26 protein-coding genes are annotated in these 20,161 nt (G+C 64.3%); 11 read left to right on the top strand and 15 right to left on the bottom strand.

Annotated features, from left to right (window positions below; translation table 11 throughout):
- Positions 1–23: 23 nt before the first annotated feature.
- On the bottom strand, positions 24–1,250 hold the full coding sequence (locus tag PU724_RS14435; protein ID WP_354421401.1) for a GNAT family N-acetyltransferase: 1,227 nt from the start codon (positions 1,248–1,250) through the stop codon (positions 24–26).
- Between the two features lie 91 nt (positions 1,251–1,341).
- Between PU724_RS14435 and PU724_RS14430 the strand changes: the two genes are divergently transcribed.
- Positions 1,342–2,400, top strand: a complete 1,059-nt coding sequence (locus PU724_RS14430; protein WP_354421402.1) for a polysaccharide deacetylase family protein — start codon at positions 1,342–1,344, stop codon at positions 2,398–2,400.
- A 165-nt stretch (positions 2,401–2,565) separates the two neighbouring features.
- On the opposite strand, the gene PU724_RS14425 is transcribed toward PU724_RS14430, so the two are convergent.
- The 7 genes from PU724_RS14425 to PU724_RS14395 all read right to left on the bottom strand — a co-directional run bounded on the left by PU724_RS14425 (position 2,566) and on the right by PU724_RS14395 (position 5,397).
- The gene (locus PU724_RS14425; RefSeq protein ID WP_354421404.1) at positions 2,566–2,964 is read right to left on the bottom strand and encodes a DUF1801 domain-containing protein; all 399 of its coding nucleotides are present in this window, start codon (positions 2,962–2,964) and stop codon (positions 2,566–2,568) included.
- A gap of 53 nt (positions 2,965–3,017) precedes the next feature.
- Entirely contained in the window at positions 3,018–3,464 is a 447-nt protein-coding gene (locus PU724_RS14420) for a DUF1801 domain-containing protein (protein ID WP_354421406.1), read from the bottom strand.
- A 6-nt stretch (positions 3,465–3,470) separates the two neighbouring features.
- Positions 3,471–3,692, bottom strand: coding sequence for a hypothetical protein (locus PU724_RS14415; RefSeq protein ID WP_127392204.1), 222 nt, complete (start codon positions 3,690–3,692; stop codon positions 3,471–3,473).
- A 37-nt stretch (positions 3,693–3,729) separates the two neighbouring features.
- Positions 3,730–4,122 (bottom strand): VOC family protein, encoded by a 393-nt coding sequence (locus PU724_RS14410; protein WP_354421408.1) that lies wholly within the window; start codon positions 4,120–4,122, stop codon positions 3,730–3,732.
- A gap of 75 nt (positions 4,123–4,197) precedes the next feature.
- On the bottom strand, positions 4,198–4,608 hold the full coding sequence (locus PU724_RS14405) for an SRPBCC family protein (protein ID WP_127392206.1): 411 nt from the start codon (positions 4,606–4,608) through the stop codon (positions 4,198–4,200).
- Entirely contained in the window at positions 4,605–4,928 is a 324-nt protein-coding gene (locus PU724_RS14400; protein WP_127392207.1) for an ArsR/SmtB family transcription factor, read from the bottom strand. Before PU724_RS14400 ends, PU724_RS14405 begins: the two co-directional genes overlap by 4 nt.
- A gap of 253 nt (positions 4,929–5,181) precedes the next feature.
- Positions 5,182–5,397, bottom strand: a complete 216-nt coding sequence (locus PU724_RS14395) for a DUF2842 domain-containing protein (protein ID WP_126054916.1) — start codon at positions 5,395–5,397, stop codon at positions 5,182–5,184.
- Between the two features lie 152 nt (positions 5,398–5,549).
- On the opposite strand from PU724_RS14395, the gene PU724_RS14390 reads away from it, so the two are divergent.
- Positions 5,550–6,722 carry a COX15/CtaA family protein gene (locus tag PU724_RS14390; RefSeq protein WP_354421411.1) on the top strand — a complete coding sequence of 391 codons (1,173 nt, stop codon included), beginning with the start codon at positions 5,550–5,552 and terminating at the stop codon, positions 6,720–6,722.
- 80 nt (positions 6,723–6,802) lie between these two features.
- Here PU724_RS14390 and argC read toward each other — a convergent pair whose 3' ends face one another.
- Both argC and speB read right to left on the bottom strand, forming a co-directional pair.
- Positions 6,803–7,735, bottom strand: a complete 933-nt coding sequence (argC, locus tag PU724_RS14385) for an N-acetyl-gamma-glutamyl-phosphate reductase (protein ID WP_127311756.1) — start codon at positions 7,733–7,735, stop codon at positions 6,803–6,805.
- Positions 7,736–7,764: 29 nt separating this feature from the next.
- On the bottom strand, positions 7,765–8,766 hold the full coding sequence (gene speB / locus PU724_RS14380; protein ID WP_127282135.1) for an agmatinase: 1,002 nt from the start codon (positions 8,764–8,766) through the stop codon (positions 7,765–7,767).
- Between the two features lie 124 nt (positions 8,767–8,890).
- On the opposite strand from speB, the gene PU724_RS14375 reads away from it, so the two are divergent.
- Together PU724_RS14375 and PU724_RS14370 are read left to right on the top strand one after the other, a co-directional pair.
- Positions 8,891–10,108 carry an acyltransferase family protein gene (locus PU724_RS14375; RefSeq protein ID WP_354421414.1) on the top strand — a complete coding sequence of 406 codons (1,218 nt, stop codon included), beginning with the start codon at positions 8,891–8,893 and terminating at the stop codon, positions 10,106–10,108.
- A gap of 94 nt (positions 10,109–10,202) precedes the next feature.
- Positions 10,203–11,261: a glycerophosphodiester phosphodiesterase family protein gene (locus tag PU724_RS14370; protein WP_354421416.1), complete on the top strand. Its 1,059-nt coding sequence runs from the start codon at positions 10,203–10,205 to the stop codon at positions 11,259–11,261.
- Positions 11,262–11,312: 51 nt separating this feature from the next.
- On the opposite strand, the gene PU724_RS14365 is transcribed toward PU724_RS14370, so the two are convergent.
- The gene (locus tag PU724_RS14365; protein WP_354421418.1) at positions 11,313–12,182 is read right to left on the bottom strand and encodes an aldo/keto reductase family oxidoreductase; all 870 of its coding nucleotides are present in this window, start codon (positions 12,180–12,182) and stop codon (positions 11,313–11,315) included.
- Positions 12,183–12,276: 94 nt separating this feature from the next.
- Here PU724_RS14365 and PU724_RS14360 point away from each other — a divergent pair, with 94 nt between their 5' ends.
- A complete protein-coding gene (locus PU724_RS14360) occupies positions 12,277–13,188 on the top strand; it encodes a LysR family transcriptional regulator (RefSeq protein WP_127422268.1) in 912 nt (303 codons plus the stop codon).
- Between the two features lie 62 nt (positions 13,189–13,250).
- Here the strand turns inward: PU724_RS14360 and rpsI are convergent, their stop codons facing one another.
- From rpsI to PU724_RS14345, 3 genes are all read right to left on the bottom strand, one after another.
- Positions 13,251–13,727, bottom strand: coding sequence for a 30S ribosomal protein S9 (gene rpsI / locus PU724_RS14355; RefSeq protein ID WP_126054908.1), 477 nt, complete (start codon positions 13,725–13,727; stop codon positions 13,251–13,253).
- On the bottom strand, positions 13,727–14,191 hold the full coding sequence (rplM, locus tag PU724_RS14350; RefSeq protein ID WP_126054907.1) for a 50S ribosomal protein L13: 465 nt from the start codon (positions 14,189–14,191) through the stop codon (positions 13,727–13,729). The genes rpsI and rplM overlap by 1 nt, the downstream gene beginning before the upstream one ends.
- Before the next feature lie 227 nt (positions 14,192–14,418).
- The gene (locus PU724_RS14345) at positions 14,419–14,883 is read right to left on the bottom strand and encodes a PaaI family thioesterase (protein WP_127282130.1); all 465 of its coding nucleotides are present in this window, start codon (positions 14,881–14,883) and stop codon (positions 14,419–14,421) included.
- A gap of 185 nt (positions 14,884–15,068) precedes the next feature.
- Between PU724_RS14345 and PU724_RS14340 the strand changes: the two genes are divergently transcribed.
- The 6 genes from PU724_RS14340 (at position 15,069) to PU724_RS14315 (ending at position 19,431) form a co-directional block, all read left to right on the top strand.
- Positions 15,069–15,890: an enoyl-CoA hydratase gene (locus PU724_RS14340; protein WP_354421421.1), complete on the top strand. Its 822-nt coding sequence runs from the start codon at positions 15,069–15,071 to the stop codon at positions 15,888–15,890.
- Positions 15,891–15,915: 25 nt separating this feature from the next.
- Positions 15,916–16,338, top strand: a complete 423-nt coding sequence (locus PU724_RS14335) for a VOC family protein (RefSeq protein WP_354421423.1) — start codon at positions 15,916–15,918, stop codon at positions 16,336–16,338.
- An 8-nt stretch (positions 16,339–16,346) separates the two neighbouring features.
- Positions 16,347–17,123, top strand: a complete 777-nt coding sequence (locus PU724_RS14330) for an AAA family ATPase (RefSeq protein WP_354421425.1) — start codon at positions 16,347–16,349, stop codon at positions 17,121–17,123.
- The gene (locus PU724_RS14325; protein ID WP_127282126.1) at positions 17,120–17,641 is read left to right on the top strand and encodes a CoA-binding protein; all 522 of its coding nucleotides are present in this window, start codon (positions 17,120–17,122) and stop codon (positions 17,639–17,641) included. Before PU724_RS14330 ends, PU724_RS14325 begins: the two co-directional genes overlap by 4 nt.
- A gap of 159 nt (positions 17,642–17,800) precedes the next feature.
- The gene (locus tag PU724_RS14320) at positions 17,801–19,081 is read left to right on the top strand and encodes an O-acetylhomoserine aminocarboxypropyltransferase (protein WP_354421427.1); all 1,281 of its coding nucleotides are present in this window, start codon (positions 17,801–17,803) and stop codon (positions 19,079–19,081) included.
- Positions 19,081–19,431, top strand: a complete 351-nt coding sequence (locus PU724_RS14315; RefSeq protein WP_354421429.1) for a cupin domain-containing protein — start codon at positions 19,081–19,083, stop codon at positions 19,429–19,431. The genes PU724_RS14320 and PU724_RS14315 overlap by 1 nt, the downstream gene beginning before the upstream one ends.
- Positions 19,432–19,447: 16 nt before the next feature.
- On the opposite strand, the gene PU724_RS14310 is transcribed toward PU724_RS14315, so the two are convergent.
- A complete protein-coding gene (locus PU724_RS14310; protein ID WP_354421430.1) occupies positions 19,448–20,155 on the bottom strand; it encodes a transporter substrate-binding domain-containing protein in 708 nt (235 codons plus the stop codon).
- Positions 20,156–20,161: the final 6 nt, after the last annotated feature.

Genomic DNA, 20,161 nt, shown 5'->3' with positions numbered 1-20,161 from the left:
ACGATCCCACCGATTCTATATGGCTAGCTGTCGTCCTCGCTCGCAGGGGCCGCCTGTCCAGCGGCCTTGCGGCGCAGCATCTTGGTCAGCTTCCAGATGAGCGGGCTGTTCTTGATGAAGGCCTTTGTCCGCGCGCCCTGCCGCATCGCCAGCGCCAGCGCGCGGCCTTTCAGCGTCAACGGCGCCATCACCTCGAAATGCTGCGTCTCGACATCGCACCAGAGCCGCTTATAGGGCTCGTCGCCGACCGAGAAGTCATAGACGCCGAAGCCCGTTTCGCAGGCTTCCTGGATGTTGTCGAAGAACAGGAAGTCGCCGGGGCTGGTGAAGGCGAGATCGTCCTCGGCGATCGCCCCGAACTCGCAGATCAGGCGCTTGCCCGACAGGCTCGATCCGGTGACGGCGCGCAACTTGCCGGCGACCTCAAGCCCGTGCAGCACGAAGGATGGTTTTGTTTCCGTCAGCGCTTCGCTGAACAAGGCGCGAAAGAAGGCGCGAACTTCCGGCTCGCCGAAGACATTGGCGATGCCCATCTTGCGGAAGCGGACCTCCTTCATTTCGAGGAAGACATCGAGCAGCCTGTCCACATCCTCGCGGGTGCGCGCCTCGATGCGGCGGAAGGCACCGACTGCCTCGAATTTGCGCGTCTGCGAACGGTGCTTCTTGCGCTTGCGCTTGCCGCTGGCGCGCGCCAGCAACGCGTCGAAGCCGCCGCCGAGATCGACGCCGAGCGATAGATTCGGGCTCGGAAAGTGGGGCAGGGCGGCGAGCGGATTGGCGGCGCCGTCAAGGTCGGGCAGCAGCCGCTCCAGCGAGATCAGGTCGATGTCGGGCCGTGCCCTGGCGATGCCCGCCAGCATCGAACGGATCGCCGCGGCGTTGGCCCTTGGCAGCCAGCCCGGTGCGACAGCGGCGAAATTGCCGTTGGCATGGCGGCCGCCCATGAAGCGGGCGACGCGGAATGGTCCACGACGAACGACTTCAAGGGCCAGCGCAAGCACCGGCTCGTCTTCCATATGGAGTGCCGCGACGACAATGTCGGGATGAACCGCTCGCGCCCAGTTGCGGATCCAGCCGTCACTTTGCGCTGGCGCAAACAGCGCAGAACCGCAGAATCCCGCATAAGTTGCAAGCGCCGCGGCGTCGCCGACTGTAACCGACAGGCCGGCCTGACCGACCGGCGAGGTGCGTGGCGACGTCTCGCTCGCGGCCAGCCGATTGCCGTCAAATGACGCGCTAGCGTCAACCATACCTCAATCCTTAAGGCGTATTGGTCCCAGTCAGGGGGTACGCGTGGGCGCGTTCCGTGCATGGATGAGCCTAGGCGCAAAAGGTGAAGGAATGATCGACGGGGGCGAGGCAATCCGGAAACTGGCGCTGAACCTCGCCCGCTACACCGGCCTTGCGCCACTGGCGAAGCCGTTTGTCGGCGGCATCGGCGCCATTCTGATGCTGCACCGGGTCACCGCGACGCCGGAGAAGCCGAACGGCGTCAACCGTCACCTGAACATTGCGCCCGGCTTCCTCGATGCCCTCATCGCCGACATGAAGGCCGAAGGCTACGCCTTCGTCTCGCTGGACGAGGCGATCGAACGCATCGCGCGCGGCGGCAAGGGCGGCCAGTTCGCCACCATCACCGCCGACGACGCCTATCGCGACAACATGACCGAAGCGTTGCCGGTGCTGGAAAAGCACGGCGCGCCTATCACCATCTATGTCGCGCCCGGCCTGATCGACGGTGCCGCCGACCTCTGGTGGGACGTGATCGAGGATATCGTCAACGCGCGCGACCGGCTGACGCTGCCTACCCTAGACGGCGCGGTGACGATCGATTGCTCGACCCGCGGGAGGAAACTCCAGGCCAACGCTCGGCTGCATGGCTGGCTGACGGTGGAGGTGCGCGAGGAAGACCAGCGAGCGACGCTGCGCGAATTTGCGCGCGTGAACGGCATCGATCTGGCGACAAAGCGCCCGAGCACGCTGATGAGCTGGGACGAGATCCGGGCCATGTCCGGGCACGGGCTGGTGACGATCGGCGCTCACACCGTCAACCATCTCAACCTGAAACGGCTTTCGGAGGCCGACGCGCGGCATGAGATCGGCGATGTCCGGCGCATATTGCTGGAGAAGCTCGGTCAGGAGCCGCGCCATCTTGCCTATCCCTATGGCTATGTCAGCGCCGTCGGCTGCCGCGAAGTGGGCTTTGCCCGCGATGCCGGCTATGTCTCGGCGGTGACGACGCGCCACGGCGTGCTGCGCGCCGAGCATGCCGGCTTCCTGCATGCCTTGCCGCGCATCTCGGTCAACGGCCGCTACCAGAGCGTCGCCCATATCCGCACGATGCTGTCGGGTGTGACGACGCCGCTCGCCAATGCCGGCAAAATGGTGGTGACGATCTAGGTCTGTTGATATTCAGGTGAGGCCAGCGCATGCCCGCGCTTTCCTGCGCTTCCGGTGCTCACGTACTTTAAGTACGCTCCGCTCCGGTTCTCGGAAATCACTGTTTTCGACTCGGCCTGACCTGAATCTCAACAGACCTTGGCCGCCGCCGGTCGATCCCGCGGATTATTTCCTGGCCTTGGACTTGTTCAGGCTCACAGCCGCGCGAACCAGCGCCTTCAGAGCCTCCGCGTTTATCGCATCGCCCTCGTGGAAATCGATGGCGCGCCTGGTGTTGCCCTCCAGGCTGGAGTTGAAGAGACCGGAGGGATCCTCCAGGGAAGCCCCCTTGGCGAAGGTCAGCTTGACCACGGCCTTGTAGGTCTCGCCCGTGCAGATCATGCCGGCGTCCTCCCAAACGGGAACGCCTCTCCATTTCCACTCCTCGACGACGTCGGGATCGGCCTCCTTGATCAGGCCGCGGAGCTGGCTGAGCATCCAGCCCCTCCAGTCGCCCAACTCCTCGATCCTGACGTCTATCAGCTGCGAAGGAGACTTGCTTTCCGGCGATGCGCTATTGTTCATGGTTGGCTGTCACTCCCTTCGTGTTGTTGTTGCGCCACGTACCCATCGTCCGGTCACATCCGTTCGCCGGGCAATCGGCTGGCCTGCTTCACCCATTCGGCGAACTGGGCTTCATCGACCTGATCGTCCTCGCGAATGTCAAGGTAGCGCGTTTCCTTGGTCCTGGACTCGCCTGGAGGCAGCGGGTTGAGCGACGTGCCGCGGAAGAAGGCGACCTTGACGTATTTCGCGAAGCAATGAACGCCGAGGAACCAACCTTGGCCCTCGACCCCGTAAAGCGGCGAGTTCCATTTGACCGCCTTCTCGACGCCGGGGACGGCGCGCGCGATGAGCGCATCGAGACGGCGGCCGACATCGCGCTTCCACCCCGGCATGGCGGCAATATAGGCCTGCACCGGGGCGTCGCCATAGCCCTTGGCGATCTGCGGGTTGCCGCCTGAAAGCAGGACCGGCTCTGTGCCGGCCCGCTTGGCGTTCGATTGTCCACGCGTCTTCGCCATCCGTCCCTATCCGCCCACGCGCTGCTCGCTACGCGACTTGCCGGTGTAGGGCAGCACGAACATATAGAGGCCGGAAAACAGCAGCAGGAAGAGCGGCAAGAGCGGCGAGTATACCACCCAGGCGGGCGGCTCCCCCAATGCCATGGCGACGAAGTTGGCGATGACGGTCACCGTAAAGACGATCGACAGCCAACGGTGAATTTGCCGAATCCACTGGCTAAAGTTCAATACGACCTCCTCTGAGAAATGAGCGGAAAAGCCCGCGCTACCAGCGCGCCAGCTGGGTGATCTGGACCAGGTTGCCGCAGCTGTCGTTCACTTGCGCAATGGTCGAGCCGGTGACCGTGGTCGGCGCCATGGCGAAGGCGGCGCCTCGTGCCTTGAGGCGCTCGTGGTCGCCCTCGATGTCGTCGGTGAAGAACATGACGGCGGGCTGGCCCTGCTTGAACATGGCCTGCTGGTAGGACTTGGCCGCGGGATTGTCGTTCAGCGCCAGCTGCAGCTCGGTGCCCTCCGGCTCGTCGGACGAGGCGACGGTCAGCCAGCGAAACGGCCCGTTGCTGAAATCGGCCTTCTTGGTGAAGCCGAGAACGTCGGTGTAGAAGGCGAGGGCCTTTTCCTGGTCATCCACATACACTTTGGTCAGCTTGATCTTCATTCTGTTTCCTCCATTGGCATCGTGCGCGGCATAGCGCGTGGTGAACGTGGGCTTGACTTGAACTGCCGGTAGACTTCAGTCCATCCGCGCCAGCACCTGCTCCAGGGCTGCAAGGTACCTCGGCCAGCCGACGGTGGCGCCCCGGTAGTAGGGTTGCTGATCCGGCCGGAAGCCCGTCTGCTCCATGCGCAAATGGGTTCCCGTGCTCGTGGGGGTGAGCGTCCAGGTGACCACGCTCTCGAGATCCTTGGTGTCCCAGCTGTAGGACAGCGTCTTGTTGGGCTCGACTGTCTGGACCTGGCAGTCGACGCCGCCCCAGTCCGCGCTGACGCTGAAACGATGGTCCACGACCGGCTTGAAGTTGTTCTTCATCAGCCACTCCTCGATCAGATGCGGTTGCGTCAGCGCGCGCCAGATTTTTTCCGGCGGATAAGGTATCTCCCGCTCGACGACGACGGAGCGGGTTTCGGTTGCAGTATTGATCATTGGTCCATTCTTTTGAGCAGGTCCTCGAGGTCGTCGAACCGGCTCTCCCAGAAGCCGGCCATCTGGCGTGTCCAATCCATCAGGGGAGCAAGCGCGCCGAGCTGCGCGCTATAGTGGGTCTGCCGTCCCTCATGGCGGTCGCGCACCAGCCCTGCCTGCCTCAGGACGCCGAGATGCTTCGACACGGCTGGCTGCGAAACCCCGGACTGGGCAGTAAGGGCGCCCACGGTCTGCTCTCCCTTTTGGCACAGTCGTTCGAAGATGGCGCGCCGGGTCGGATCGGCAAGTGTCCTGAATAGTGCGTCGTGGGCATTCGTCATGGGATCGATAACCCGGTGGCTATTGATTGACGTATAACCATTGAGATATGTGTGCGTCAAGCGGGAAGGTGGAGCGGCGCGATGATCCTGGTCCTGGGAGTCGCAAGGAACGCTGGACTTCATGCGCCAGTGCCGGCGCCGCGGTCAACTTCATGTCGCCGTCGCGGATGGCCGGCCCGGAGCATCAACACTTGTGGAAAGTAGCGATATGTGTTCGGCGCGCGCCCGTTTGCGCCTTCGCAGGCGGCGGGCTTCAGCCCTTGGGCCGCGGCTCGATGATCAGCCACTTGATGATGCCCATCGCCGGCAGCACCCACAGCAGGCCGCTCAACAGGAAGAACAGCAGATGCACCAGCGGGCTCGATTCCGACAGTTGGGCAACCGCCACGATCGACGCCACCAGCGCGTAGATGACGACCAGCGCAACCAGCAGTACGGTTCCGATCAGCTTTTTGAGGCGAATGGGCATGTCGCGATCTCTTTGACGGCTATCGCTTAGGCCGATCGCAAGCTGCACGCAACCTGTCATTGGCGGCGCGACGGCGTGCCGCGCTGCCCGGCCTTGCCACCGGGGCTGCCTTGGTCCACCAATCCCGCGACCTCAATTGCCGGAACACAACCATGGCCGCCATCACTGCTGCCGCACCCTATGCCGCCCGCGATCGCGACCTGCGCAACCGGGCGCAGGTGCGCGGCTGGCTATATTTCGTGCTTCTCGTGCTGTTCGCCCTGGTGCTGGTCGGCGGCGCCACCAGGCTTACCGAATCCGGCTTGTCGATCACCGAATGGCAGCCGATCCACGGTGTCATCCCGCCGCTCAACGACGCCGAGTGGCAGGAGGAGTTCCAGCGCTACCAGCAGATCCCGCAATATGCCGAGCTCAACAAGGGCATGAGCATCGCGGCGTTCAAGTCGATCTTCTGGTGGGAGTGGGTGCACCGCATCCTGGCGCGCAGCGTCGGCGTGGTCTTTGCCCTGCCGCTGCTGTTCTTCTGGGCGACGCGGCGTATCGAGCGCGGTCTGGGGCTGAAGCTCGTCGGCATCCTGCTGCTCGGCGGCCTGCAGGGCGCCATCGGCTGGTGGATGGTCGCGTCCGGCCTGGTCGACCGCGTCTCGGTCAGCCAATACCGGTTAGCCACGCATCTCACGCTGGCGGCGCTGATCTTCACCGCGACTATGGTAGTGGCGCGGGGGCTGGCGCCGCATTCCGAGCCCGCCGCCGATCGCTCGACGCAGCGGCTTGCCGGCGTCATCGTGCTGCTGGCGCTGGTGCAGATCTATCTCGGCGGGCTGGTCGCCGGGCTCGATGCTGGTCTGAGCTACAACACCTGGCCGCTGATGGACGGCAGGGTGACCCCCGGCGATCTGCTCCTGCTCGAGCCCGCCTGGCGCAACTTCTTCGAGAACCCGAAGACGGTGCAGTTCGTCCACCGCATCGGCGCCTACACGGTCTTCGCGGTAGCGCTCTGGCACATGATCGCGACGCGCCGGCGCCTGCCGGGCACCACCCATGCGCGCCGCGCCACGCTGCTGTTTCTGATTGTCCTGGTGCAGGCCTCGATCGGCATCGGCACGCTGTTGATGCAGGTGCCGCTGCACATGGCGCTGACCCATCAGGGTTTCGCGCTGATCCTGCTCGGATTTGCCGCCGCGCACTGGCGCGGCACCAAGGGCGCCTATCCGCTACCGACGAGACCGCCGATGAAGCGCAGGTACGTGCTCCTTGTCGGTGTTGGCGTCTCGTTGGTTGCGGCTGGGATACGTCTATCCCTACCGCCGGTGTGGTTTCCGTAAGGGATGCGGCTGGAGAAGGTTTCGGCAATGAGTTCGGGCGCGCTGACTTTCCAGCGCTTCGGAAATTCCGGCATGTTCGCTTACGGGGTGAGGCCGAGCATCAGGTCCATGTTCTGCACGGCGGCGCCCGACGCGCCCTTGCCGAGATTGTCGTAGACGGCGAGAAGGAGCGCCTGCGCCCGCTCGTCATTGGCAAAGACGTAGACCTTCATCTTGTTGGTGCCGTTGTAGATTTCCGGATCGACGTCGGGGATACGCTCCAGATGCGTGTAGGGCGCGACCTCGACCACGCCGCCCTCGATCGAGGCGAAATGATCGGCCAGCGCTGCATGCATTTCGGCGCCAGTCGGCACGCGCTCGAGGCCGCCGAGTTGCAGTGGCACCACGGTGATCATGCCTTGCGCGAAATTGCCGACCGCCGGTTGCATGATCGGGTCATGCGAGAGCTTCGCATAGGTCCTGAGCTCAGGCACGTGCTTGTGCTGCAGGGTGAGCCCGTAGGGCAGGAATTCGGGCGCGTCCTCGCCCTTGCCGACATAGTCCTCGATCATCGGCCGGCCACCACCGGAATAGCCGGAAATGCCGTTGACGGTGATCGGGAAGTCGGCGGGCAACAGTCCGGCTGACACAAGCGGCCTGAGCGTCGCAATCGGACCTTGCGGCCAGCAGCCGGGGTTGGCGACGCGCTTCGCCGCGGCGATCCTCTTTGCCTGGTCCTTGTCCATTTCGGCGAAACCATATTCCCAGCCGGCGGCAACGCGATGCGCGGTCGACGCGTCGATCACCCGGGTGGTGTCGTTCTCGATCAGCGAGACGCTTTCCTTGGCGGCGGCGTCCGGCAGGCAGAGGATCGCGACATCGGCGGCATTGAGGAACTCTGCTCGCGCCGCAGTTTCCTTGCGGCGCTCGGTGGGGATCGAGATGATCTCCAGGTCGCCCCGCTCGGCCAGCAGCGCCCTGATCTGCAGGCCGGTGGTGCCGTGTTCGCCGTCGATGAAGATTTTCGGTTTCATTGCCTTGAAAAGTCCCTGCGATTTCAGCGCTATATGCCCTGAGCGTGATTGACTGCAACAGTATTGCCGTTGTTTAGGTCCTCGAGCCGGGCTTTCCGCTCGGCGACCAGGCCCAGATAGTGCATCGCCACCATGGAGCCCGCGATCGCCGTTATATCGGCATGATCGTAAGCGGGCGCAACCTCGACCACGTCGGCGCCGACAATGTCGATCTGGCCGAGTTGGCGCAGCGTCGACAGGATCTTCGCCGAGGACGGCCCGCCGGCGACCGGCGTGCCCGTGCCCGGTGCGAAGGCCGGGTCCAGGCAGTCGATGTCGAAGGTGAGATAGGTCTTCCTGCCGCCGGTACGGTCGACGATAGCATAAGCGATGTCGGACGCCCGCATCTCCTCGACCTCGTGACCGTAGAGGATCTTGATGCCGAACGTATCGGGGGCGTGCGTGCGGATGCCGATCTGGATCGAGCGATCGGGATCGATGATACCTTCTTTCACCGCGCGTCCGACGAAAGAGCCGTGGTCGATGCGTTTGCCGTCGTCCGGCCAGGTGTCCTGATGGGCGTCGAACTGCACCATCGCCAGCGGTCCGTGGATGGCGGCATGCGCCTTGAGCAGCGGCCAGGTGACGAAATGGTCGCCGCCGAGCGACAACAGGAAGGCGCCTGATTTCAGGATCTTGGCCGCCTCGCGCTCGATCGTGCCGGGTGTCTTCTGATGGTTGCCGCTGTCGAGCAGGCAGTCGCCGTAGTCGACAACAGCGAGGTGCTCGAACAGGTCGCGCGAGAACGGGTACTGCGGGTCGTTGTCGAGGATCGCCGAGGCGCGGCGGATCGCCTGCGGCCCGAAGCGTGCGCCCGGCCGGTTGGTAACGGCGGCATCGAAGGGAATGCCCCACACCACGGCGTCCGCGCCCCTCACGTCCTTCGTGTATCTGCGCCGCATGAACGACAGCGCGCCGGCATAGGTCGGCTCGAAGGACGCGCCCGTCTTGGAGCGGGCGGTGAAGGCATGGTCGATGTTCTGGTTCGCCATTACGGGTCCTCGGTTTTCAGCGGGTTGCCACAACTACAGAACCGGCACGCAACATGCCAGTCACAGAGTGGGGAAACGGGAATGGCGCTCGGCGAGTGCCACGACAACACAGGATTGTATCATCATGACGCAGACCGCCTTTCTCAACCCCGCTCATATGCCGGCGGCGACCCGGACCGGCACCGTGGCGGGCGAGCGTTTCCTGGTGCTCGATTCCTGGCGCGGCATCTGCGCGTTGCTGGTGGCGCTGTTCCATTTCCCGACCAACTCGACGATCTCGCAAAGCGCCTTTGTCGGCGGCTCCTACCTGTTCGTCGATTTCTTCTTCGTGTTGTCCGGCTTCGTCATCGCCAGCTCCTACGGCAACCGGCTCAGCGAGCCGGTCGAGCTTGCCCGTTTCGCACCTGTCCGCTTCGGCCGCATCTACCCGCTGCATCTCGTGATGCTCGCCGCCTTCGCCGCCTTCGAGGAATTGCGGCTCATGCTGCCGCAATTGCACGGCACGGGTGCCGAGCCCTTCACCGGCGGCTTCGACCTGAACAGCCTCGTCGCCAATCTCTTCCTGCTGCAAGGCATGGGCGTCGAGGATCATCTGAGCTGGAACGCGCCGAGCTGGAGCATCTCGGCCGAATTCTTCGCCTATCTGCTGTTTGCCGCCGTTGTCTTCACGGCAGGCCGGCGCAGCTGGATCTGGCTTGCGGCCGCTGCCGTCACCGCGCCGCTTTTCCTGCTTGCCTTCTCTCGCACGCATATGGACGTGTCCTTCGACTTCGGCTTCATCCGCTGCCTCTACGGCTTCTCGCTCGGCGCGCTGCTGGCATGGTTTCAGCACGATTCGATTGCAGAGGCGCGACAGGCGCTTGCCGGTGACGGCAGGGCGCGGCTCGCCTGGACGGCGGCCGAGATGGTGATGATCGCGGTGATCGGTGTTTTCGTAGCGCTGGCCGGAGACAACGATGCCGGCATCGCCGCTCCCCTGGTGTTTGCGCTGGCGCTCTACCTCTTTGCGCATGAGGGCGGCTGGATTAGCGCCTTCCTGCGCACCCGGCCGATGCTGATGCTGGGCGCGCTCTCCTATTCCATCTACATGGTCCACATCTTCGTGCAGGCGCGCATGATCAATGTCGGCGGGCTGGTGGAGCGCAAGTTCGGGCTTCACCTGCTCGGCGACATCGTGCTGCGCGGCGACCATGCGACCGGCTTCGGCGCCGATCTGCCATGGCTCGGCTTTGCCGCTATTCTCACCATGCTCGTCGCCACCATCGCTGTCTCCTGGTTCACCTGGCGCTTCGTCGAAATGCCGGCCCTGGCCTGGTTCCGGCGGCTCGCCAAGCGGATCTGAGAAGCCAATCCGTTCAAGCCCATAGCCGGCTTCGTTCACCGCCCTGTCATGCGCATCGCTTAACCGGACTGCGATCCGAACGGAGCGATTCTTGATGCGGGCAATCTTGCGAAGCCTTCTGCTTTCCGCGGCGCTTGCGGCCTCGATCGGCCATGCCTTGGCCGGCGAAACGCGCGCCAGGCAGATCCTCGACCGCTTCGAGCATGCCAACCAGTGGCGCGACCATGTCATGGTGGCGGCACACCGCGCCGGCGGCATGCAGGCCGGCAAGACGCTTTACCCCGAGAATTCGCTCGCCGCGGTCGAGGCCTCGATCGCGCTCGGCGCCGAGATCGTCGAGGTCGACATCAGGCGCTCCAAGGACGGCGAGTTCGTCGTCATGCATGACAGCTGGCTCGACCGCACCACCAACTGCAAGGGCGAGGTGGTCGACCATACTGTCGCCGAACTGAAGAGATGCAGGCTTGTCCTGGAAGGCACCGGCGCCATCACCAGCGAGCCGGTCTCGACGCTGCGCGAAATGCTGATGGCGACCAGGGACCGGATCCTGATCAACCTCGACAACAAGCTCGACGTTCATGCTCTGCCCGGCATGATCGCGGTTGCCCGCGATCTCGGCATGGCCGATCAGGTCATCGTCAAGGAGAACCTCTGGAACCAGCAGCGGATCGACACCGTCAAGGCGGCGATCGACGCTATCGGCGGCGGCTTCCAGTTCATGCCGATCATCGCCGACGATGCCGTGCGCGACGCCGCCTTCGCCGAGAAGGTTGGCCGCGTCTTTTCCCCGGGTGCGATCGAGCTGATCAACTGGCGGGCCGGCGCCGAGACGTTGACGGAGACGGGCGGACCGCTGTTCACCAACCGCATGCGGGCGTCTGCCGTGCGCGGCGGCTGGCACCTCTGGGCCGACACCTACGCCATCGTCAACAAGCCGGGCGGCTACCTGTCGGGCGGCCGCGGCGACGAGCTGGCGGTCGCCGCAAGCCTTCCCGCCGAGACCTGGGGCTTCTGGGCCGAACGCGGCGCCACCATCATCCAGACCGACGAGCCGAAGGCGGCGATCGGCTGGCTCGCCGCCAATGGTTTTCGCGTGCCTTATGCAGATGAGGCGCGGCCGGCCGAGCCGGCGCATACGGCGAGCATCAACTAGGCGTCGGCGCCGACGCAGCTGATATCCCCCACGAGGGAGGAGACTAGCCAATCACGCGGCTTTCGCCACGCCATCCAACTCGTCCAGCACCGCTGCCGAAAGCTCCAGCTCCGCCGCCGCAAGATTCTCCCGCAGATGCTCGACCGACGACGTGCCGGGGATCAGCAGAATGTTCGGCGAGCGTCGCAGCAGCCAGGCGAGCGCCACCTGCATCGGCGTCGCGCCGAGCCGTTCCGCCACCCTCGACAAAGTCGAAGACTGCAGCGGGCTGAAGCCGCCGAGCGGGAAGAATGGCACATAGGCGGTGCCTTCCCGCGCCAGTTGGTCGATCAGCGCGTCGTCGTCGCGGTGCGCCAGATTGTACTGGTTCTGCACGCAGACGATCTTGCAGATCCGGCGGCCCTCTTCGATCTGCGCGGGAGTGACGTTGCTCAGGCCGATATGGCGCACCAGTCCCTTGCGCTGCAACTCGGCAAGCGCTGTCAGCTGCGCTTCGATCGAGCCCTCAGTCGGCCCCATCCCGAACATTATGCGCAGATTGACGACGTCCAGCACCTCAAGTCCGAGATTCCTGAGGTTGTCATGCACGGCCTGCTCAAGTTCGGTAGGCGAATTGGCCGGCAGCCAGGACGCATCGCTGCCGCGCCGCGCGCCGATCTTGGTGACGAGGACGAGGTCCTTGGGGTAAGGCGACAGCGCCTCGCGAATAATCTGGTTGGTGACGTGCGGGCCGTAATAGTCGCATGTGTCGATATGGTCCACGCCCGATGACACCGCCTCGCGCAGCACCGCCAGTGCGGCATCGCGATCCCTGGGCGGACCAAACACATGCGGGCCGGCAAGCTGCATGGCGCCGTAGCCAAGGCGTTTCACGGTGTGGCTGCCGAGGGTGAATGTGCCGGACTTTTGGATGCTGGACATGCTGTGTCTCCTTGCTGTCGACGAGGCAGATAGGCGCTGTCGGCTGTTTCGATAATCGCTTATAATCTGGACAGGTTGTACGGGATGACGAACAATGGCGGCGGATCTCAACGATCTCCAGGCGTTTATGGCGGTGGCGCGCGCCGGTGGTTTTCGCGAAGGAGCCCGCGCAACGGCGGGCAGCGCCTCCGCGCTCAGCGAAGCCATCCGCCGTCTGGAAACCCAGCTCGGTGTGAGGCTCTTCAACCGCACCACGCGCAGCGTCGCTTTGACCGAGGCTGGTGCCAGCCTGCTGGCGCGGCTCGGCCCCGCATTGGGCGAGGTAGAAGCTGCGCTCGATGTGGTGAACGGCTTTCGCGACCGGCCCGCAGGAACGTTGCGTCTCAACGTGCCGATAAGCGCCTCGCGGCTGGTGCTGCCCAAAATCGTTCCGGGATTTCTCGCGGCCTATCCCGCCATTCGCCTGGAGGTGATCGCCGAGGAGAACTTCATCGATCTGCTGGTGGCCGGCTGCGACGCCGGAATCCGCTATGACGAGCGGCTGGAGCAGGACATGATCGCGGTGCCGATCGGACCCCGAGCGCAGCGCTTCACGACCTCCGCTGCGCCGTCCTACCTTGACCGGCACGGCCGGCCGCAGCACCCGCGCGACCTGCTTGGCCATGCCTGTGTGCGCGGCCGCTTCCCGAGCGGGGTCATGACGCCCTGGGAGTTCGAGCGGGACGGCGAGGTGGTGCGGGTCGATCCCACGGGGCCATTGGTCGTCAGCATCGGTGGAGGCGTCGATCTCGCTGTCGATGCGGCGATCGCTGGTGTCGGCATTCTCTGGCTGTTTGAGGACTGGGTGCGCCCGCATTTCGAGAGCGGCGCGCTGGAACCTGTGCTGGAGCCGTGGTGGCAGAGCTTCCCGGGACCGTTCCTCTATTATCCCGGCCGACGGCTGGTGCCCGCGCCGCTGCGCGCATTCATCGACTACATAAAGACGCCGGCCGGCCGCGGTCCCTGAGCATCCCAAAAACAAAAAGGCCGCCCGGAGGCGGCCTTTCGATTGTCCAAATTTCGTAGCGCTTAGCGCTTCGAGAACTGGAAGGAGCGGCGGGCCTTCGCCTTGCCGTACTTCTTGCGCTCGACGACGCGGCTGTCGCGGGTCAGGAAGCCGCCCTTCTTGAGCACGGCGCGCAGCGCCGGCTCGTAGTAGGTCAGCGCCTTGGAGATGCCGTGACGAACGGCGCCGGCCTGGCCGGACAGGCCGCCGCCGATGACGGTGGCGACGATGTCGTACTGGCCGGCCCGGTTGGCGGCGATGATCGGCTGGTTGAGGATCATCTGCAGCACCGGACGCGCGAAGTAGCTCGCGAATTCCTTGTCGTTGACGACGATCTTGCCGGAGCCCGGCTTCACCCAGACGCGCGCGATGGCGTTCTTGCGCTTGCCGGTGGCATAGGCGCGGCCCGACTTGTCGAGCTTCTGGACGTGGACGGGAGCGGCCGGCTGCGCGACGGCAGCGGCAGTCCCGAGTTCTGCGAGCGAGGAAAGCTCAGCCATTACGAAGCCCTCTTGTTCTTGGAGTTCAGCTTGGCCACGTCGAGCGTGACGGGCTGCTGGGCGACATGCGGATGTTCAGCGCCTGCATAGACGCGGAGATTCTTCATCTGGCGACGGCCAAGCGGGCCGCGCGGGATCATGCGCTCGACGGCCTTCTCGACGACGCGCTCGGGGAAACGGCCCTCGAGCAACTGGCGCGCGGTGCGCTCCTTGATGCCGCCAGGATGGCCGGTGTGCCAGTAGTAGACCTTGTCGGTGTACTTCTTGCCGGTGAACACCACCTTGTCGGCATTGATGACGATGACGTTGTCGCCGTCGTCGACATGCGGGGTGAAGGTGGGCTTATGCTTGCCGCGCAGATGGTTGGCGATGACAGTGGCGAGGCGGCCGACGACGAGACCTTCGGCGTCGATCAACACCCACTTCTTCACCACATCCGCAGGCTTCTGCGAAAAGGTAGCCATGGTTCTTGCTCTCGGTTGGACCTTCCCTACCCGCGAAGGACAGGGAAAGGCGTTTCTTGTTGCTTGAATTGGCTGGGGCGTCTGCCCGTCGCCAATAACAAAACGGCGGCCGTTGCGGGCCGCTGCTTCGCGAGGGCTTATAGGCGAGGGCGGTCAGCGCGTCAAGGCGACCGAAATCTCTCTTTGCGTGGAAAATATAGCAAAAACAATGAATTGAGTAAAAGGTATTATTTTACCACATCATTCGGGCGTTTCGGCGGGATCGAATAGGTGCCCGTGGCATGCGCTACCGTGTGTCCGTCCGGCCCGGCGACGATGTCGATGTCGAACACCATCAGGCTTTTTCCCAGCTTCAGGATGCGGCAATGGCCGTCGATCGGACCGGCCTCGGCCTTGCGCACGAAGTTGATGTTGAGGTTGGTGGTGACCGACAGCGCATCCGGCCCGGCATGCGAGAGCACGCAGACATAGCCGCCGATGTCGGCCAGCGTGAACAGGGACGGACCGGATACCGTGCCGCCCGGGCGCAGGTGCCGCTCGTCGGCATTGAGCCGCACGATGCAGCCGCCGGGAAACACCTCCAGCGCCTGATAGAAGGAAAACTGGTCGTTGAGCTGCGGATAGACGCTTTCCATCAACCGATTGACGTCAGCCGCGGTCAACACCGGCTTCAGATTGCTTTGAGCGGGCATCGGCGATTTCCTATGTGCGGGACGGGCAGGGCACCCAAGGCGAGGGCGCCTGGACCAAATGTTGCGGCCGAGAAAACACGGCTAGCGGCTTTTCTTCAATCGGCAGCGTGCTAGTTCTTTTGTTCCATGGTCTGTGAAGTGCGCCACAGCAGGCCGAGAAGGATTGGGCGGAGAGGTTTGAAAACATGGCTGAAGTCGTCGCCATCAAGCCGGCAATCGCCGAGGGGCCTGTTGTCGCCAGCCTGGACAAAGGCACTCTTCGCCTGACGCTCGCCAGCCCGCCGGCCAATGCCTTGTCGCTGGCGGTGATGGCGGCGCTGATGGCCGAACTCGATCGCGCGAAATCCGACAAATCCGTGCGCGTCATCATTCTCGCGGCGTCCGGTAAGGTGTTCTGCGCCGGCCACGATCTCAAGGAACTGAGCGCCCATCGCAGCGATGCCGATCGCGGCCGGGCCTTCTTCGAGAAGACCTTTGCCGCTTGCGCCGAGTTGATGCAGGCGATCGTGCGCCACCCCAGGCCGGTCATCGCCGAGGTCGACGGCCTCGCCACCGCCGCCGGGCTGCAATTGGTCGCGAGCTGCGATCTTGCGATTGCCTCGCACGAGGCGACCTTCTGCACACCGGGCGTCAACATCGGCCTGTTCTGCTCGACGCCGATGGTGGCGCTGTCGCGCAATGTCTCGCGCAAGCAGGCCATGGAAATGCTGCTGACTGGCGAGACGATCGACGCGGCCACCGCCAGGGAATTCGGCCTCATCAACCGCATCGTGCCGCGCGAATACCTGAATCAGGTTGTCAGCAAATACGCGCAAACCATTGCTTCGAAATCATCTTTGGTGGTCAAGACCGGCAAGGAGGCGTTCTACGCTCAGGCCGAGATGGGACTGGCCGACGCCTATGTGTACACCGGCCGGGTGATGGTCGAGAACATGTTGGCGCGCGACGCGGAGGAAGGCATCGGCGCTTTCGTCGGCAAGCGCAAGCCGGAATGGAAGGACGAGTAGGGCGCCCGGAAAGAGGAAGGTCCGAATGGAACCGCGTATCTCCATCATCACCGTCGCCACCGACGATCTCGATCGCGCGACGCGCTTCTACGAGGGCATGGGACTGACCCGCCATCCGGGGATCACCGAGGGCGTCGCCTTCTTCCAGATGGGTGGAGCCATTCTCGGCCTGTTCCCGCGCGAAAGCGCCGAGGAGGATTCCGGCGTCAGCTTTGCAAAGGCGCCGTCGGCCGTCTATCTCGCCTACAACACCCGCTCCGACGCCGAAGTCGACGAAGTCCTCGCCATGGCCGAGAAGGCCGGCGGCAAGATCGTCAAGCCGGCCGGCCGCGCCTTCTGGGGCGGCTGGTACGGTTATTTCGCGGATGCCGACGGCCATGTCTGGGAAGTCGCGCACAATCCGGCCTTTCCGATCGCGGAAGACGGCTCGATCTCGCTGCCGGGCTGACGCTGCCCGTGGCGCTTCGCAAGCAACTGACGCGGCTGAAGTCGCCCTACCTCAAGCGCATCCTGCTCGAGCCGGCGCGCGTCGAGGACTGGGAACAATATCCCTGGAACCTGCCGATCTTCGCCAGCCGCGCGTTCGTGTTCGAATTCACCACGCCGATCACTATCATCGTCGGAGAGAACGGCACCGGCAAATCAACGCTGCTCGAAGCCATTGGCGCCCTGGCCGGCTATGACGAGGCCGGCGGCGGCAAGGGTTACAGGCCGGTCGATCATTCGGCTGCCATCGACAAGAGCGGGACCGCACTGGCCAATGCCTTGCGCGGCCACTGGCTGCCGAAGGTCACGGCCGGCTGGTTTTTCCGGGCCGAATCCTTCTACTCCGTCGCTCGTTACCTCGATCAGGCGGCGCTGGACGCTGGCGGTGCGCCGCCCGATTTCCTCTCGTGGTCGCACGGCGAAGGTTTCATCCGCTTCTTCGAGGAGCGCTGTCGTCGGCAAGGCATCTACATCCTGGACGAGCCGGAAAGCGCGCTGTCGCCGACACGCCAGATCGAACTGCTCAAGCTGCTGAGGCGAATGGACCTGTCCGGCACCGCGCAGGTGATCATGGCGACGCACTCGCCGCTGCTGATGGCCTGTCCCGGCGCGCGCCTGTTCCGCATCAGCCGCTTCGGGCTCGACCTGGTCGATTTTCGCGACACCGACCACTTTCGCATGATGCGCGATTTCTGCGGCGATCCGGATGGTTTTCTCGCCGAAGCGCTGTATGAGGACGAGGCATGAACCACGACAGCTACGACAACACCTATATCGCCGGCATCCTCAATTCGGTGAAGACCGTCGCCATGGTCGGCGCGTCGCCCAACGACGTTCGGCCGAGCTTTTTCGTGCTGAAGTACCTGCTGGCCAAGGGGTTCTCGGTGTTTCCGATCAATCCTGGTCATGCCGGCAAGGAGATTCTCGGCCGTACCGTCTACGCAAGCCTCGCCGACGTGCCGCAGCCAGTCGACATGGTCGACATCTTTCGTGGCTCAGTCGCGGTGCCGGGTATCCTCGATCAGATTCTGCGGCTCGATCCCTTGCCGAAGGTCGTCTGGATGCAGCTTGGCGTGCGCAATGACGAGGCGGCCGCCCGCGCCGAGGCTGCCGGCATGAAGGTGGTGATGAACCGCTGCCCGAAGATCGAATACGGCAAGCTGTCGGGCGAGATCGGCTGGACCGGCGTCAATTCCGGCGTGCTGTCGTCGAAGAAGCCGCTGATGCGGCAGGGCTTCCAGAGCTTCGGCGTAAGGCAAAAATAGCCCGGCTGCCGCGGCGCAAAATTATTCCGGGAAGAGTAGGATTTTTTCGGGCGTTCGCCGCAGATCGCCGCCGAAAGGTATATTCTTCTTTGCATTCATGGCCGGCCTTCGCCAAGAATGCCCCGCGATTTCCTGCGCAGGTTCCTGAGGGAGTTTTCGATGACGCGTACGCCCGGTTTCAACACGCTTGCCATTCACGCCGGCGCCAAGCCCGATCCGGCGACGGGCGCCCGGGCGACCCCGATCTACCAGACCACCTCCTATGTTTTCGATGACGCCGACCATGCCGCCTCACTGTTCGGCCTGAAGGCCTTCGGCAACATCTACACCCGCATCATGAACCCCACCCAGGCGGTGCTCGAGGAGCGCGTCGCGGCGCTCGAGGGCGGCACCGCGGCGCTGGCGGTCGCGTCCGGCCACGCCGCGCAGATACTGGTGTTCCACAATCTGATGCAGCCGGGCGACAATTTCGTCGCCGCGACAAGGCTTTACGGCGGCTCGATCAACCAGTTCGGCCACGCCTTCAAGAATTATGGCTGGGAGGTTCGCTGGGCCGACACCAACGATATCTCAACCTTCGAAAACCAGATCGACGACAGGACCAAGGCGATCTTCATCGAGAGCCTTGCCAATCCGGGCGGCATCTTCGTCGACATCGAGAAGATCGGCGACATCGCCCGCAAGCACGGCCTGCCGCTGATCGTCGACAACACGCTGGCCTCGCCCTATCTGGTGCGGCCGATCGAGCACGGCGCCGACATCGTCGTCCATTCGCTGACCAAGTTCATTGGCGGCCACGGCAATTCGATCGGCGGCGCCATAGTCGACGGCGGCACCTTCGACTGGTCGAAGTCGGGCAAATACCCGATGCTGTCGGAACCGCGCCCCGAATATGGCGGCATTGTGCTTCACGAGACCTTCGGCAATTTCGCCTTTGCGATTGCCGCGCGCGTCCTCGGCCTGCGCGACATCGGCCCGGCGATCTCGCCCTTCAACGCCTTCCTGATCCTGACCGGACTGGAAACGCTGCCGCTCAGGATGCAGCGCCATTGCGACAACGCGGCGAGCGTCGCCGGCTGGCTATCGAACCATCCCAAGGTCGCGTGGGTGAGCTATCCCAGCCTGCCCGGCGACAAGAACAACGCCCTGCAGAAGAAATATTCGCCGCAGGGCGCTGGCGCGGTGTTCACCTTCGGTCTCAAGGGCGGCTACGCGGCGGGCGTCAAGTTCGTCGAGGCGCTGGAGCTTTTCTCGCATCTTGCCAATGTCGGCGATACCAAGTCGCTGGTCATCCATCCGGCCTCGACCACGCACCGCCAGCTTTCCGACGAGCAGAAGATCAAGGCCGGTGCCGGGCCGGACACGGTCCGCCTTTCGGTCGGCATCGAGGACGTCAACGACATCGTCGCCGACCTCGAACAGGCGCTGGACAAGGTGTGATGGCGGCGCCGAACTTTCTCTCCGTCGATGTCTCGAGCGCCGAGCCGGAGGCCGGCGCGCCGGATCCGGACCGGCTGATTTCGGGCGATCCGAAGTTTCGCACCTGGAATGTCGAGGAGCGGGACGGGGGCCTCTATGCCGGCATCTGGGAATCGACGCCCGGCAAGTGGCGCATCGTCTATGACGAGTGGGAGTTCTGCCACGTCCTGTCCGGCGTCTCAGTCATTTCCGAGGACGGCGGCGAGGCGCGCACCGTCAGGGCTGGCGACAGCTTCGTGCTGCGGCCGGGCTTCAAAGGCAGCTGGGAAGTGCTTGAAACGACGCGGAAGGAATATGTGATCAAGCTCTGACCGCCTGCCAGCCGGGTCAGAGCAGGCGGTCGATATCGCCCTCGGAAAATCCGTACTCGCGCATCATATGCCGGTGCCAGGAGCCGCCGAGCAACTCGTCGAGGCAGGTATCGATGCGCTGGCGCATGGACGCATTGCCTTTGGCGAGTGCGAAGGCGCCGGCCGCCGGCTGCTTTTCCTCGGCCGGAACATCAATGACGGCAAGCGGCGCGTCGGGACGTCCCGCCAGGTAGCCGCGATGCGCCATGGCGACGCTGGCATAGGCATGCACCACTCCGGCGGCGACGGCCTCGGCGGCTTCTGCCTGGATGCCGAAGGTCCTGATCCGCTCGGCCGGGATGCCGTTGCGCAGCGCCGTCGGGTGCTGGATCTGGCCTGATATGACACCGATCATGCCGGTCTGATCCATGGCGACCGAGCGATAGCCTGCGAAACCGCGCGGATTGCCCTTGGCGACCAAAAGGCCGTCCGGCAGCATCCAGATCGGCCGGGTGAAATCGACCAGCTTCTTGCGCTCGTCCGAGATGAACAGCCCCGTGGTCATGTCCCAACGGTTCGCGGCCAATCCGGGCAGCAATCCCGCGAACCCTGCCTCGATGGCCGAAAACCCGTCCAGCCCCAATGTCTCGCAAACCTTCTCGGCGAGCACGGCGTCGCAGCCGCGCAAGGCGCCCGATGCGTCGGTGAAGCAGAAGGGCGGTTCCTGCAGGAAGGCGAATCTCATTGTCCC

Source organism: Mesorhizobium abyssinicae (assembly GCF_049887195.1).
Classification (GTDB): Bacteria; Pseudomonadota; Alphaproteobacteria; order Rhizobiales; family Rhizobiaceae; genus Mesorhizobium; species Mesorhizobium abyssinicae.
The sequence above is the reverse complement of the archived record's forward strand: the minus strand, read 5'-3'. Positions and strand labels throughout refer to the sequence as shown.